We start from the raw sequence: 14,461 nt of genomic DNA, 5'->3' as shown, positions 1-14,461 counted from the left end.
AGGCAATGAGTAAATTTGTTCATATTTCCACGATATTAACACCATTTTATTGTATTTTAAGGGCCTGACTCGATTTTTCAGAGAACACTGAGTTAATTTATCGCTAATCAGCTGCTTTTATTATTTAGATCGATTGTTTGGGTTTACCCATAAGTGTCAGGCTGCTATCCTTGCTTTTTTCTCAAAACCATATGGGTGTTTTCATGGCAAACCAAAATTTCGATTCAGTAGAAGCACAAGCGAGTTATGGCATTGGTCTACAAGTTGGGCAGCAATTATTAGAGTCAGGCTTAGAAGGTTTAGTGCCAAATGCGATTTTGGCAGGGCTTGTTGATGCTTTAGAAGGCAATATGCCATCAGTGCCTGTTGAAACACTACATAAAGCACTGCGTGAAGTTCATGAACGCGCCGATGCTGTTCGTGTTGCACGTCAGGCTGCATTAGCAGAAGAAGGCCAACAGTTCCTTGATGAGAACCAAAAACGTGAGGGTGTTTCAACCACTGAATCTGGTTTGCAATTCTCAGTAATTAGCCAAGGTGATGGTGCAATTCCTTCACGCACAGACCGTGTTCGTGTTCACTATACGGGTCGTTTAATTGATGGCTCAGTATTTGATAGTTCAGTTCAACGTGGTCAGCCAGCAGAATTCCCAGTGAGTGGCGTGATTCCTGGGTGGATTGAGGCATTAACACTGATGCCTGTAGGGTCTAAATGGGAGTTGTATATCCCTCATCAATTAGCATATGGTGAGCGCGGTGCGGGTGCTTCTATCCCTCCATTTAGCACATTAGTGTTTGAAGTAGAATTATTGGAAATCTTATAATTTAAGTAAATTTGCTTAAGTTTTAGATAAATGCCTCATTGTTGGTTCAACGGTGAGGCTTTTTTTATAGCGTAAACTTTTCACGCTTGCTAATCTTGCTGTAAAGGGTGATTGAGAGGTGATTAAAATGCTACAACAAATTTGTGAACTAGCTCAAGAAGCAGGCTATGCCATTATGGAAACCTACAATGCACAAGAGCCTTTGCAGGTTGAACATAAAAGTGATAATTCCCCTGTAACAGAAGCGGATATTGCAGCTCATAAAGTCATTGCAGCAGGGCTCACTCGTATTGCTCCAGATATTCCACAACTTTCGGAAGAAGACCTTGTTGACTGGTCAGTTCGTCAACATTGGCAACGCTATTGGCTAATAGACCCACTTGATGGCACAAAAGAATTTATCAATCGCAATGGGGACTTTACCGTTAATATTGCATTGATTGAAAATGGAGTGCCTGTGATGGGGGTTGTGTATGCCCCCGCGAAAGGGCTGTTATATTACGCAGAGGGGAGCCAAGCATGGAAAGAAGAAGGTGGTCATAAACAGCGTATTCATGTTCAGGATATGACCCCCCCTGTCATTGTGATCAGCCGTTCCCATCAAGATAGCGAACTGATGGATTATTTAACCCAAATGGGCGAACACACTACGGTGGAAATTGGTTCCTCATTAAAGTTTTGTTTAGTTGCAGAAGGCAAGGCGCAGCTTTATCCACGCTTTGGGCCAACCAATATTTGGGATACTGCGGCAGGTCATGCTGTGGCTATTGGTGCGGGTGCGAAAGTGGTTGATTGGCATGGGAAAGTACAGGATTACACGCCAAGGGAATCATTTTTAAACCCAGGTTTTCGTGTTATTTTATTCTAGATAATTAAAACCAATAGTTGGCGCTTAAACATTCAAGTGCCAACTATTCGGAGTGCTAGTTGTCTAATTGCAGTACTTTAGCCGTTGCTGCCCGGATATCTAAACAGGCTTTTGCATCTTGTTTTAAATCAACCCCATAAGTTGGAATAATTTGTTTTAAGCGTGTTTCCCATCCCTCTGCTTTAAGTTGCTCATCGAAACAGGTTTTTAGTACGTTTATCGCAATAAAAGCAGCCGTTGACGCCCCCGGAGAAGCCCCCATTAATACAGAGAAGGATTTATCTGCACTGGTAATTAGTTCAGTACCGAATTCTAAAACCCCTTTCTTATCGTGATCTGGTTTTATAATTTGCACTCGTTGCCCTGCAACGACTTCTTTCCAATCTTCATGTTGAGCATCAGGGTAGAATTTTTGCAACATGGCAAACTGGTGAGCAGAAGTTTGTAGCACTTGCCCCACCAAATATTCAGCAAGTGACCAGTTATCTTTGGCGACCGCTAACATGGGTTCGATATTATTGAGATGAACCGATTCAAATAAATCGAGATAAGAACCATGTTTTAAAAACTTACTAGAAAAGCCTGCATAGGGCCCAAATAATAATGAACGTTTACCCCCAATTATACGGGTATCCAAATGAGGTACTGACATTGGTGGCGAGCCTTTATCCGCTTTCCCATAAACTTTAGCATGATGGCGCCCTGCAATTTGTTCGTTATCACAACGTAACCAGATACCACTGACAGGGAAACCACCAAACCCTTTACCTTCGGGGATGCCTGATTTCTGTAATAATTCAATAGCACGCCCACCGGCTCCTACAAAAACAAATTTTGCCGAAGTAACTTGTTTTTCATGAGTAATTAAATTTTTTACTTCTACATTCCAGCGGCCATCTTTTGTTTGTTTAACATCAATGACTTCATGCTTATAGTGAAGAGAAAAACCGGTTTGTTCGCTAAGTTGTGCAATTAATAGGTGGGTGAGAGCGCCGTAATCGACATCGGCTCCTGTCGCGACACGAGTGACCGCAATTTTTTCATTGCTTTCACGCCCTTCCATTAATAATGGAGCCCAGTCATCGATCTGCTTGGGGTCATCACTGTACTCCATATTATGGTAGCAATGGTGAGCGGACATCTGGCGAAAGCGTTGCTGTAAAAATTTCACATTGTCTTCACCCCAAACGAAACTCATATGTGGGCAAGGGTGAATAAAATCGCGAGGGTTTTTTATTTTGCCTTTTGTGACAAGGTATGACCATAGTTGGCGCGATAAATCGAATTCGGTGTTAACCTCAAGTGCTTTACTTATATCTACAGTGCCATCAGGGTTAGGTGGCGTATAGTTCATTTCGCAGTTTGCCGCATGGCCGGTTCCTGCATTATTCCAAGGATGAGAGCTTTCCTGAGCACAATCGTTTAATCTTTCAAAAATAGAAATTGTTAACGAAGGCTCTAACTCTTTGAGAAATGTAGCGAGGGTTGCGCTCATAATACCAGCGCCGATGAGGGCTATATCGACATTCTCTACAATAGGTTTATCCATTATGACCTCTAATTTTTAGTCGGGGTGAAGCAAAGCTGAGTATCTTCTTGATAGACAACATAAGCACGACGCCATGGTTCATCACCAATAAGCCGCCACTTATGACCCGTCCCAGTATTATCTTGCGCTAACAGAATATCACCTGGATTAATGACAAACTTAGAGCCATCTTTAGTTTCAAACTCTAAAGTACCGGTAAGAGTGATGACATAACGAGGAACGGGGTCCTTATGCCAATCGAAAGATCCGCCTGAAACGGTTTCACGAAAAGAAAGTTCACTAACAGCTATAGGAAGAGTTTGGTTATCACCATCTGCATTAGGAACACGACCAAGCTCTAGAGTTCCTTCTTCAAATAGAGAATTTCCATCTTCTCCCGTCCACATACGAACACAGCGTATCATTTTGTTTAGCTCCTTAATGACGTACAGAAATGTATCACAACTATTCGATATTCATTAGATATAACAAGCAAAGCTCTTAAAAAGATAATATTTAAATTTGATATAGTTTTAAATTTAAAGTGTTTTAGGCTTCAGGTCAAAAATATTATCTGATTATCTAAATATAGCTTAATAACAACAGTGAAACTTAGTTTTTTACCATTAATATTAAATAAATTTAATTTTTAAATCTTAATTTGATTGTCTTTTTAGGATGATGTTAAATATGTCTTGGATAGATTTTCTATGCTTAGAAAATATCTTTAAGTATATTTACTTTAGGTTTTTCTATGGTTGGGTTGTGGTTTGATTATACAAAATATAATATTTTTGATGTTTTATATAAGAATTTTTATATCCATAATGTATTGTAAAAACCAAATGTTAACTGATTTTTAAAAGTTAGATAATGGATAAAATATCATATAAATCCTCATTGCGAAGTAATGAAACTAGTATTTTTGATAAGATAACTAATGCAATTTCATCTTTTCCTTTAATAATTAAAAATATAACTAATACTGCACATTTTCCTAACAGAATAAACTTAAATGGGAGAATAGTAAAAAAATCCGAGAAGGTTGATGCTAATAAGGCATTAAAAGAAATTTTAGATATTGGGAAACATATCCATCGCGAAGCTATTGAGGTAACTCAATCTCCAATTCAAACTCAGCCTAATATTAATCATAAATTATCGTTGAAAGGTAACAAGGGGTTAATAGTTGGTAGCTTATTATTATTGGATCTGCAAAAAAATAATGCCATTCATCGTAGTGGTCATGAGGAGAATACAACAAATTTGATGGGGATGGAAAGGGGTGAAAGAAATTATAATGATACTATTCATTTTCATAGGAAAAGACGAAGTGTTTCCGAATCACTTAACCTAAAATTTGATATGAAAACAAATGCATACCTAGATCACTTAAGGGAAAGAGAAACTGGTTTTATAGGTAAAAAAAGTTATATTGGCTCATTGGTTTTTAAGTTAGAGGCTAAAGGCTGGCCATTAGATTTTAACTTATTAAAAAATAGATTTGAAAAGGACAAGTCACGTAGAATAAAAATAATAAATAAGTCTAAAAATATGTTAAAAGAAGCAGAGGCTAAAGCTTTTAGCCATAGGTTTAAAGCATTATTTGGACAGCCAATAAACTATTTAGGTCGAGAAAATAGTAGGTTAGTAAGCAATGAAGGTAAAATAAAAAAATTAAAGCAGCATATCGCTAGGGAGGAAGCAAGGTTAACCAAAGAAACTGAAAATTTGTCTGTGCTTAATTTATTACTTCACCCTGATAACCCCAATTTTTCTACAGCTTGGATGGGTTTCTATAAAAAAATAGATTACTTGTATGCAGAAAAAAATAAAATTGATTTAGAATGTAAGGAATATAGCCAGCATTTGGAATCATTGCCTAAAAATAGTAACCCAATTGCCTTTAGGTATATTAGCTCTGAAAAATATAGCACAGAAGTAAAGCTAGCTAATGCAAGAAAAGAATATAAATTGCTCACTGCTAAAATTAATTCTATGGAAGCAGCGGCAAGTATTGAGATGTCTCAAAATGATTTAAAATCGCAACTTAGTCTAGAGACTCAAATGGAAAGAATAGCTGCTGAATTAAAAGTAACGCAGGTAAATGAATTGGAGCTAGAAAATAATGTTAAGAATGCTAAAGAAGAGTTAGATAAGCTAATATTATCTGGTTTATTAGTTAATGGCATAAGTATTGATTGTACTGATCTCGATAAAGTTTGGCAGGTTCATTTTTATCAGGGAGCTAACTTTAAAGGAAATATTTCGTTTTCTAATACAATAAAAGAATTTAGCTTAAGGAAGGTTCTGCTGGGGGAAGCAGATCGTTCTATTTTTATTCATGTGGGAGGCTCTCAAAGTATTTTAAAAATAAATAGTAAAAATAATGATGCGAAGAATGAAACATTACTCAAATTATTAAATGATAAAAAAAGCCGATTAAATATTGCGGACTCAGTTATGTCAGAAATTGAGAATTCTGCATTTAAAAAAATAGATAATATTGATTTTATTGATAATTTTAAATTCAGTGTACATGGTAAAATTTTGCATGTTTTATCAAAATCATCTCAACAATTATCAAAAGAACCTAAGATCTATCAACATATTATTGAAGGGTTTATTAGTGGATTAATCAAGCCTAGTGTCGTTTTATTTGAGGGTAAAGTTGTTCCTGGTTTACTTTCTCTTGGAAGTGAACATCATAACCTAATTTTTTCACTTCCAGATAATGACCTTATTATTTCTAGTACATTCCACGAAAATAAGAAGTTAGCTAAATTTATTCATAAGCATTTAACTAAAATTGACCAAGAGGGGTTTAGCAAAAATAATTTAGAAAATATTAAACATATAGATAACCGACTAAATCAGAAGTGGCAGCATAGGTTAACCTTTATTGAAAGAAGCCCCAATATTCAGTTTAAAACTGAGCCTGAGATTGACCCTTATCGATTGCTACTAAAAAGTGGAGTTGAAAAAAATTTTTCTGATCTAAATGGTGTTATTTATACATCATATGAAAAAACAGCAAAATTAAGTAATGACGTCAAGAAAATATTGATTGAGTCTGTTGAAGTTATCATGATGTTAACAACTACAGGGGTATCATCACCTTGGATTATATCCGCTGAATTTATGGCGGGCATTTCTTTAAAATTAGCAAACATATATTTAGATATGCAGCTAATTGAAAACTCAGATCGTGGTGCCGATATAGAGCAGGCAAAGAAAAATTTGATGGTTGGAAAAATATATTTATCACTTAATCTTGCTAAAGCACCAAGGTTGATGGTGCAGGTTATCGGCAAGTGGTTAGATTTAATTAATACATTAGAAGGTATTGCGGCAGAAAGATTATTCAATCCATTAGCTAAATATTCAAAGTTTAGGGTAAATCGAGGAGGAGACGATTTAGCAACAACCGCATTTCGATATGCTAAATTAGATCAATTTAGTTTCCCTAACCTATTAAAGAAAAAACACCCTGATGGCTTATGTCATGGGTTATCTTTAGAGATCTTGCAACGGTTAGAAGAAAGCGTTGACCCACAAAAACACTTATTTTCTGTTGTTGCTAGCTTAAAAGAGGATTTAAAAAAGCCTGCTTCTTTCTCAGGGAAGGTATTTGATAGTATAGAGAGAAAACAAACTCAGCCTTCTTTATTTAAAACCCAGAAATATCATAGAGAACCGACTGTAAGATATAGGGGAGAGCACCATGATTTAGTCAAAAAATTAGAGGATGATGTGATGGAGCTAAATCCGGGTGATACTGCACTAATAAGGGCGTATATAAGAAAGTCAGATGGTTCAATTCTTTCTGAAGGGCACATAATTATGGTTCAACGTATATCTAACCAACAATTTGAGTTGTTTGATTCTAATAATGGTGTTTTTTCATACTCGACAGAAACGGGGTTCAAAAAAGCATTAATGAATTATTTTAATTTGGCTTATCGTGACCACGGTTTGTTAATCCCTGGAAGTTTTACTCGTTTTATCTTATAGCTATAGTAATAAAGGCTTTTAGCTCTTTATAAAAATTAATATTTTAGAATTGAATTCAATGCTAGGTGTTGTATTAACATAATAGTCTTACCATCAACAATTTCGCCAGTTTTGATAGCTTCTAACGCTTTAGGAAATGGCCATTCTAAGACTTCAATATCTTCACCTTCTTCAGCTAACCCGCCACCTGCATTGCTGCGGTTATTGTCGTTGTACTCAGCAATATAGAAATATAGCTTCTCGGTAACGGAACCGGGGCTCATAAATGCTTCGAAGACTTTTTCTATTTTGTCGACTTTAAAGCCAGTTTCTTCCTCTGCTTCGGCAATGATACGGGTTTCCGGTGAAGCATCGTCAAGCAAGCCTGCGGCAGCTTCAATCAGGAAATGCTGGTAACCATTTACGTACATAGGTATACGGAATTGGCGTATCAAGATAATGCTGTTTTTTATTTTATTATAGAGCAGAATGACTGCGCCATTGCCTCTATCATAGACTTCACGCTCTTGTTGTTGCCAGTTTCCATCTCTTCTTTGTAATTCATAGGTGTATTTTTTTAAGATATACCAATTATCGGAAAGTAGTTTTTCTTTGATATTACGTAGTTGGGGCTGTTTCAGTGACATTGGATGATCCAAAATAACAATTATATTTATGTCTAATCTAGCATTGTTAATATTGGTATAAAATAGGATTTTGGCGATGAAGTAATAGCATACTTCAGGTACAACCCTGAAGTATGCTAACGAAGGGATATGATGGGTTATTTAATGATCTGAATTTGTTTAACTTCAACTTCCCTTGAATTCCAATCTTTATCGATTTTACCGCGGATTTCGACTTTATCTTTTGGTGTGACATTAACACCATTCCAACGTTTTTCACTGATTTCAAGGTTGATGGTGCCTGTGCCATCAGTAAATTCATAATGTTTATAGTCAAGTTGTTTAACGATATTACCACGTAAAATAACCCAGCTATCATCAGACATCTCTAGTGCTTTTGCGACGGTTGTTTCTCCGCTATTAGGGCCAATAAAGCCCCCATTTTGATTGGTTTGCGTTGTATTATTAGTGACAGCACCCGGACCGTCAAAACCGCCATTTGCAGCAAAAACAGGGGCTGTTGCAAGAGCGGCAATTAATGTAATTAAAGGTAATTTTTTCATGATCATTTTCTCCAAATAAGACGTAAACTTGTTTATATGGAAGTTATTAAAGCAGGTAAATCTTAACAGGATCTTAAGAAACTTAATTGATGCATTATATTTTTAATTTAATAAATAATAGCTAGTCATTTCATTACTGATGGGATAAATATAATAATATTCTGATACGGAGGGGTTATGCGTATTCTATTAATCGAAGATGACAGGCTAATTGGTGATGGGTTAAAAGTAGGGTTAACTCAGCTGGGTTTTTCTGTTGATTGGTTTATGGATGGAAAACTGGGGCAACTTGCTCTTTTTGATGCTCCCTATGATGCCGTGGTACTTGACCTCTCATTACCCAATATTGATGGCATGGACATTTTGGCACATTGGCGCAAACAGGGGCGTGATGAACCGGTATTAATTTTGACAGCCAGAGATGCTCTGGAGCAGCGGGTACAAGGCTTACAACGTGGAGCGGATGATTATCTGTGCAAACCTTTTGCCTTAATGGAAGTTATGGCTCGTTTGCAGGCATTGATCCGCAGACGAAGTGGTCAGTTAACACCTAAATTGACTCATGGAGATGTGGAAATGGACCCGTCTGGGATGACGGTAACTGTTAAAGGGGAGCCTGTTCAACTTAAAGGGAAAGAATTGGCATTATTATCTCTATTTATGCATAACCCAAATAAAATTCTATCGCGAGGCTTAATAGAAGAGAAACTGTATAACTGGGAAGAGGAAGTATCGAGTAATTCAGTTGAGGTACATATTCACCATTTAAGACGCAAGTTAGGTAATACGTTTATTCGTACTGTTCATGGTGTCGGTTATCGATTAGGTGATGATGAATAATGAAAACATTTAGTCTTCGGCTAAAACTTACCTTAATGTTGCTGTTATTAGCATTGGTGACATGGGGTATCGCGAGTTCACTAGCTTGGTATCAAACGTATAAAACCATTAATGAGCTATTTGATACACAACAAATGGCATTTGCTAAACGTTTGTCTGTATTGCCTTCAGATCTTGAATTGTCTAAACCTTCATTAAAGAAAACAAAAAAATTATTACGGAAAAATCGAGGCGATCAAGATGATGATGCATTAGCTTTTGCTATTTTTACGCTTAAGGGGCAGATGGTTTTAAATGATGGTGATAATGGGAAAAAGATTGTATTTAACTTTGCAAGGGAAGGTTTTTCTGATGGGAGAGTTACAGGAAGCGATGACTCGTGGCGCTTTGTTTGGTTAAAATCTCAAGATGGGCAATATGTTATCGTGGTTGGCCAAGAGTGGGAATATCGGCAAGAAATGGCAACGGATATCATGGTGGCGCAATTTATGCCTTGGTTGGTGGCATTGCCGTTGATGCTAGTCGTATTTCTATGGCTTTTAACCCGTGCTTTGCGGCCTTTAAAAGAAGTTGCAAACCAATTGCGCTATCGTCAGCCTGATGAATTAACACCTATTGAAGTATCACGTATTCCAACCGAAGCAAAGCCAATCATAGACTCAATGAATGGTTTGTTTGAGCGAATCAATAATATGTTTGCGCGAGAAAGGCAGTTTACATCTGATGCTGCCCACGAGCTGCGTAGTCCTCTCGCAGCCTTAAAAGTGCAAGCGGAGGTGGTACAAATTGCAGGGAATGACATTGATATTCGTCACCATGCAGTAGCAAACTTATCCGAAGGGATTGACCGTGCATCTCGTCTTGTTGACCAATTGCTCACATTATCAAGGTTAGAATCGATATCCCAACTTGAAGATATTACTGAATTATCTTGGTTATCTCTGATTGAAACTGCAATCAATGATATTCAGCCGGAGGCGCAGGCTCAAGGAACCACGGTGATCAGCATGATTAAAGGCGAACCGCCGACATTAAAAGGCCAAGCACTGTTATTGAGTGTACTGCTCAGAAACCTACTTCATAATGCAATACGCTATGGCAAAGCGAAAGGGCGAGTAACGCTAACGTTGTACGCAGACCACCTTGAAATTGAAGACGATGGTGATGGGGTGACCCCAGAAGTTTTACAACGCTTGGGAGAACGTTTTTATCGGCCTGCGGGGCAAGAAAAAACAGGGAGTGGTTTAGGGCTATCTATTGTTAAGCGAATTGCTCAATTGCATAACTTACAGGTTATTTTTGCTAACAGTGATAAAGGCGGTTTTTGCGTTAAAGTATATTGGTTGGTTTATTAAATTTATGTGAGTTACAGCGTCGCTAAGATATAACGCGTTATTATTAATTAGGTAGAATGGGGTAATGCAAAGAACACAACCACCTTGGTTATAAATTGTTTTTATTGGGAAGTTTTTAAAGCAATATGTGTTGGTTAATAAAACTATCAATAAACCATATAATAATGAGTAGTTATTAATGAAATGGTTATAATTATGCATATGGCATATTGAGGAATTTTAGAATAACTGACTATTTTTGTGTTCGCTGTTTTATGATTGCTAATGGGCTTATGTAGTGTGCACTTAAGGGACACTACATAAGATGGATGTCATGTTACTGATTTAAGCTGGAAACAAGTAAACTCATCACTTTTTCAATTTCTTGAGGGGTTAATTCACCATCTTTGAAAAATAATACTTTCCCTTGGTTATTCAATACGATAATTGCGGAGCTTTCAGGTTTTAACCCCCATGCATTTTTGACGACACCGTCACTATCAACAATAAATTGAGAGTAAGGAAACTCTTTTTTACTGTCTTCAACACTATTTTTAACAAATACACCTGTACCGAAAATAGCGTCATCCGCATTCACGATAGTCGTGGTTTGATAGGCATCGTGAGGGAGTTTGGCTTGTTTGATAGCTTCTATTAACGGTGCATTAAGTTCTTTCGCTGAAGAGCGGCCCGCAATATGTTGGATAGTGCGTACCTTGCCAATTAATTGCTGGCTTTTCCATGGCTGATTATCCAGTTTCCCTTCATCGTTTATGATGAGCTCCCCCTTGTCAGATATAGAAACGGCAGGAACTGTTTGGTTTAATTGAATATTAGCAGCAGTGGCGGCGGTTGATATTCCGAGTAAAAAAATCGACACTAAAAGATTTTTAATCATATATACCCCTTAAATTTTGCTTTAGCCTTGTTAGAGAGGTGAACCTAAGTACCAATTCTATAATTGATACTTATAGCATAGCTCATCGGATGAGTTTCAAAAGAGAATTTAACATTTTTTTAAAATTCAGAATAAAGACAAGGTTTGTAAGGATTTAACAGTTATTTGACACTGTCATGTTATGTCAGCAAATTGAATAAAACTGCAATTTTAGAACCAAAATGGAAATTTCTGGTCTATGATTATTGTACGGTATGAGTTATTGAATATCGTAAGAACAAAGGGGAGGCTAAGTTCTAATGAAAATTTTTAACCGTTATAACCCATTTAAGATTGCTCTTTACGTCAAAACGTTATTCCGTGGCAGGCTCTATATTAAGGATTTTGGGGCATTTGAGTTTAATTATGGGAAAATTTTACCACCTAAAGTCAGTGATAAGCGCCATTACAATGTGATGAGTGAGGTTAACAAACAGGTATTATTATTACAGGCGGAGTTAGGGTAGCGTTAATCAAACTTAGGTTTGGTTAACAATAGCGCCACTCAAGGTGGCGCATTGAAATGAAACGGCTTTGCAACTAAATATTAGTGTTCAGTATCTTTGGTTTGTCGTTTTGCATCAGCCGTTTCAGTCGTGTTTTTTCCCGGTTGTACAATTACTGGTGCTGGTATTGCCGTGAGGCGAGTTACCAGTAGTTGGTCGATTTTGTAGTTATCAATATCGACAACTTCAAACTTATAACCCGCATATTTAACGTAATCTGTACGCTTTGGCATCCTTCTTAACCGGTACATCATAAAGCCTGCGATGGTTTCATAGTTACTAAAGTCAGGGAAATCATCGATATCTAAAATGCGCATGACATCTTCAATAGGGGTTCCCCCTTCAACTAACCAAGAGTTCTCATCACGTACCACAATTTGTTCTTCTTGCCCTGAGCCAACTAAATCGCCCATTAAAGTAATCATCACATCGTTGATAGTAATGATACCCATAACAAGCGCATATTCATTAAGAATAACGGCGAAATCGACAGCATTCGTTTTAAATGCTTCTAGTGTATCTGACAGGGAAAGGGTATCCGGTATCATTAGCGTATTACGAATATGTACACCGTCTTTTAAACTTAGACTTTGCCCATTCAATACGCGATTAAGTAGCTCTTTGGAATCAACGTAACCAATGACATGGTCAATACCTCCAGCACAAACGAGGAATTTAGAATGTGGTTGAGTTGAGATTTTATGTTTAATACTTTCTTCTGATTCGTCTTTATCAAAATAGATAATACTTTCACGTGGTGTCATCGCTGATGGCACAGTACGAGATTCAAGCTCAAAAACATTCTCAATTAATTCATGTTCTTGCTTACGTAATACCCCAGCGACCGCGCCTGCTTCAACGACGGCAAAGATATCATCAGAGGTGATATCTTCATTGCGCGATATAGGTAACTTGAATAGCTTGAAGATGAGGTTGGCAAGGCCATTAAAGAACCAGACAAAAGGGCTGAGAACCACCAAACAAAAGCGCATTGGATTGACAATACGGATGGCGATTGCTTCGGGTTTCACCATGCCAATACGTTTTGGTGTTAAATCCGCCACTAAAATAAATAAACTAGTCACAATGGTAAAAGAAATGATTGAAGCGATTTGTTGTGCCCAGTTAGGGGATAAAAACTGAATAAATACATCATACAATGCAGGTGAAAAAGCTGACTCGCCCACAATACCTGCAAGAATGGCAACGGCATTTAAGCCAATTTGCACGACGGTAAAAAACATACCAGGCATTTCTTGTAATTTGAGTACTCGGGCCGCGTTAATATTCCCTTCGTCTGCCATTAGCTTAAGTTTAATACGGCGGGAAGCTGCCAATGAAATTTCAGACAAAGAAAAGAATGCGCTAATTGCACATAATAAAAGAACGATCAATAAGCTGTTAATCATAGGTTTTCCTGACACCCTTCAACACTAAGATTGATTCATTTTTAATGATCTCAGTAGGTATCATCTCGGGTAGAAAATATATTCAATAAGTAAATATATAGTAGCGCACTATGCGCAAAATAATTGATATGTTCGATGAGTATAGCATCGGGTATATTTATCTGGCTAGATATTCATCATAAATCATGTTGTAGGGCGGTGTTTACTTTATTGCCTGAGCCGTGTACTCGATTATGCTCAGGTAATTTATTATCTATCTACAACATGATTTATCTAGAATGAAAAACAAATTAAAAACTAATAAGTTATGTTTTAATTATTTAATGAGGGGGGTAAGCAAACACCAATACCCCCTAAGCCACAATAACCATTTGGGTTTTTGTATAAATACTGCTGGTGGTAATCCTCTGCGAAATAGAAGGTTTCCAATGGCGTAATCTCAGTTGTAATCTGACGTACATCATTTTGTGCTTTCATTGCTGCTTGGTATGCTTGCAAGGTCTTCATTGCTTGCTGGTCTTGTTCATCGGAAACCGTATAGATGGCCGAGCGGTATTGGCTGCCAATATCTCCACCTTGGCGCATCCCCTGAGCAGGGTCGTGATTTTCCCAAAATAAGGTTAATAATTGGGTGTAATCGATCGTTTGTGGGTCAAAAACGACCCGGACGGCTTCCGCATGCCCTGTTAGCCCTGAACACACTTCCTCATAGGTTGGGTTTGGTGTTAACCCACCACAATATCCTGCTGAAGTGGAATAAACGCCAGATTGCTGCCAAAATAGACGTTCTACACCCCAGAAGCACCCCATAGCAAAATAAGCGATTTCCATATTCTTAGGAATAATCTCAATCGAATGATGGTTAACCGCATGATATGGTGAGTAAGTTATAGCGGTTGCTCTGCCGGGCAGAGGTTGTGCAATATTTGCAGAGTGAAATTTATTAAATGGCATAATGATTCCTATGTATATTGACCGCACAAAAAAACTAAAAATAGGGATAAAAACTTGTGTATCCGGCTAATTTTACTCA

At 37.4% G+C, this 14,461-nt stretch carries 13 protein-coding genes; 6 read left to right on the top strand and 7 right to left on the bottom strand.

The genetic code is table 11. The annotated features are described in order from the left end of the window. The first annotated feature begins 203 nt into the window (after positions 1–203). Both ACPEH5_RS15030 and cysQ read left to right on the top strand, forming a co-directional pair. Positions 204–824, top strand: coding sequence for a peptidylprolyl isomerase (locus ACPEH5_RS15030; protein WP_281110880.1), 621 nt, complete (start codon positions 204–206; stop codon positions 822–824). Between the two features lie 127 nt (positions 825–951). After that, positions 952–1,692, top strand: a complete 741-nt coding sequence (gene cysQ, locus ACPEH5_RS15025) for a 3'(2'),5'-bisphosphate nucleotidase CysQ (protein ID WP_281110879.1) — start codon at positions 952–954, stop codon at positions 1,690–1,692. A gap of 55 nt (positions 1,693–1,747) precedes the next feature. On the opposite strand, the gene mqo is transcribed toward cysQ, so the two are convergent. Both mqo and ACPEH5_RS15015 read right to left on the bottom strand, forming a co-directional pair. Further along, positions 1,748–3,241, bottom strand: coding sequence for a malate dehydrogenase (quinone) (mqo, locus tag ACPEH5_RS15020; RefSeq protein WP_166685226.1), 1,494 nt, complete (start codon positions 3,239–3,241; stop codon positions 1,748–1,750). 8 nt (positions 3,242–3,249) lie between these two features. Next, positions 3,250–3,645 (bottom strand): cupin domain-containing protein, encoded by a 396-nt coding sequence (locus ACPEH5_RS15015; RefSeq protein WP_042845785.1) that lies wholly within the window; start codon positions 3,643–3,645, stop codon positions 3,250–3,252. 448 nt (positions 3,646–4,093) lie between these two features. On the opposite strand from ACPEH5_RS15015, the gene ACPEH5_RS15010 reads away from it, so the two are divergent. Then, a complete protein-coding gene (locus ACPEH5_RS15010) occupies positions 4,094–7,234 on the top strand; it encodes a hypothetical protein (protein WP_272663735.1) in 3,141 nt (1,046 codons plus the stop codon). Positions 7,235–7,269: 35 nt separating this feature from the next. Here ACPEH5_RS15010 and nudK read toward each other — a convergent pair whose 3' ends face one another. Further along, positions 7,270–7,860, bottom strand: coding sequence for a GDP-mannose pyrophosphatase NudK (nudK, locus tag ACPEH5_RS15005; protein WP_217008066.1), 591 nt, complete (start codon positions 7,858–7,860; stop codon positions 7,270–7,272). 137 nt (positions 7,861–7,997) lie between these two features. Further along, a complete protein-coding gene (locus ACPEH5_RS15000; RefSeq protein WP_042845781.1) occupies positions 7,998–8,402 on the bottom strand; it encodes a YgiW/YdeI family stress tolerance OB fold protein in 405 nt (134 codons plus the stop codon). 177 nt (positions 8,403–8,579) lie between these two features. On the opposite strand from ACPEH5_RS15000, the gene qseB reads away from it, so the two are divergent. Both qseB and qseC read left to right on the top strand, forming a co-directional pair. Further along, the gene (gene qseB / locus ACPEH5_RS14995) at positions 8,580–9,242 is read left to right on the top strand and encodes a quorum sensing response regulator transcription factor QseB (RefSeq protein WP_042845780.1); all 663 of its coding nucleotides are present in this window, start codon (positions 8,580–8,582) and stop codon (positions 9,240–9,242) included. Beyond that, a complete protein-coding gene (gene qseC, locus ACPEH5_RS14990) occupies positions 9,242–10,597 on the top strand; it encodes a quorum sensing histidine kinase QseC (RefSeq protein ID WP_166685224.1) in 1,356 nt (451 codons plus the stop codon). Before qseB ends, qseC begins: the two co-directional genes overlap by 1 nt. 316 nt (positions 10,598–10,913) lie before the next feature. Here qseC and ACPEH5_RS14985 read toward each other — a convergent pair whose 3' ends face one another. Next, on the bottom strand, positions 10,914–11,474 hold the full coding sequence (locus ACPEH5_RS14985; protein ID WP_131680919.1) for a YtfJ family protein: 561 nt from the start codon (positions 11,472–11,474) through the stop codon (positions 10,914–10,916). A gap of 299 nt (positions 11,475–11,773) precedes the next feature. Between ACPEH5_RS14985 and ACPEH5_RS14980 the strand changes: the two genes are divergently transcribed. Beyond that, positions 11,774–11,980, top strand: a complete 207-nt coding sequence (locus ACPEH5_RS14980; RefSeq protein WP_042845777.1) for a DUF1107 domain-containing protein — start codon at positions 11,774–11,776, stop codon at positions 11,978–11,980. An 80-nt stretch (positions 11,981–12,060) separates the two neighbouring features. On the opposite strand, the gene ACPEH5_RS14975 is transcribed toward ACPEH5_RS14980, so the two are convergent. Beyond that, positions 12,061–13,428, bottom strand: coding sequence for a hemolysin family protein (locus ACPEH5_RS14975; RefSeq protein ID WP_042845776.1), 1,368 nt, complete (start codon positions 13,426–13,428; stop codon positions 12,061–12,063). Positions 13,429–13,740: 312 nt separating this feature from the next. Beyond that, positions 13,741–14,382: a peptide-methionine (S)-S-oxide reductase MsrA gene (msrA, locus tag ACPEH5_RS14970; protein WP_042845775.1), complete on the bottom strand. Its 642-nt coding sequence runs from the start codon at positions 14,380–14,382 to the stop codon at positions 13,741–13,743. Between the last annotated feature and the right edge of the window lie 79 nt (positions 14,383–14,461).

The organism is Providencia sp. NPDC089933, assembly GCF_049545585.1.
Classification (GTDB): domain Bacteria; phylum Pseudomonadota; class Gammaproteobacteria; order Enterobacterales; family Enterobacteriaceae; genus Providencia; species Providencia huashanensis.
This window is presented reverse-complemented; position numbering and strand designations above follow the sequence as displayed.

Coding starts and splice junctions, on each gene's coding strand:
- ACPEH5_RS15000 (WP_042845781.1), bottom strand. CDS start 8,402: ATGAAAAAATTACCTTTAATTACATTAATTGCCGCTCTTGCAACAGCC.
- ACPEH5_RS14985 (WP_131680919.1), bottom strand. CDS start 11,474: ATGATTAAAAATCTTTTAGTGTCGATTTTTTTACTCGGAATATCAACC.
- qseB (WP_042845780.1), top strand. CDS start 8,580: ATGCGTATTCTATTAATCGAAGATGACAGGCTAATTGGTGATGGGTTA.
- ACPEH5_RS15015 (WP_042845785.1), bottom strand. CDS start 3,645: ATGATACGCTGTGTTCGTATGTGGACGGGAGAAGATGGAAATTCTCTA.
- ACPEH5_RS14980 (WP_042845777.1), top strand. CDS start 11,774: ATGAAAATTTTTAACCGTTATAACCCATTTAAGATTGCTCTTTACGTC.
- mqo (WP_166685226.1), bottom strand. CDS start 3,241: ATGGATAAACCTATTGTAGAGAATGTCGATATAGCCCTCATCGGCGCT.
- ACPEH5_RS14975 (WP_042845776.1), bottom strand. CDS start 13,428: ATGATTAACAGCTTATTGATCGTTCTTTTATTATGTGCAATTAGCGCA.
- ACPEH5_RS15030 (WP_281110880.1), top strand. CDS start 204: ATGGCAAACCAAAATTTCGATTCAGTAGAAGCACAAGCGAGTTATGGC.
- msrA (WP_042845775.1), bottom strand. CDS start 14,382: ATGCCATTTAATAAATTTCACTCTGCAAATATTGCACAACCTCTGCCC.
- nudK (WP_217008066.1), bottom strand. CDS start 7,860: ATGTCACTGAAACAGCCCCAACTACGTAATATCAAAGAAAAACTACTT.
- qseC (WP_166685224.1), top strand. CDS start 9,242: ATGAAAACATTTAGTCTTCGGCTAAAACTTACCTTAATGTTGCTGTTA.
- cysQ (WP_281110879.1), top strand. CDS start 952: ATGCTACAACAAATTTGTGAACTAGCTCAAGAAGCAGGCTATGCCATT.
- ACPEH5_RS15010 (WP_272663735.1), top strand. CDS start 4,094: ATGGATAAAATATCATATAAATCCTCATTGCGAAGTAATGAAACTAGT.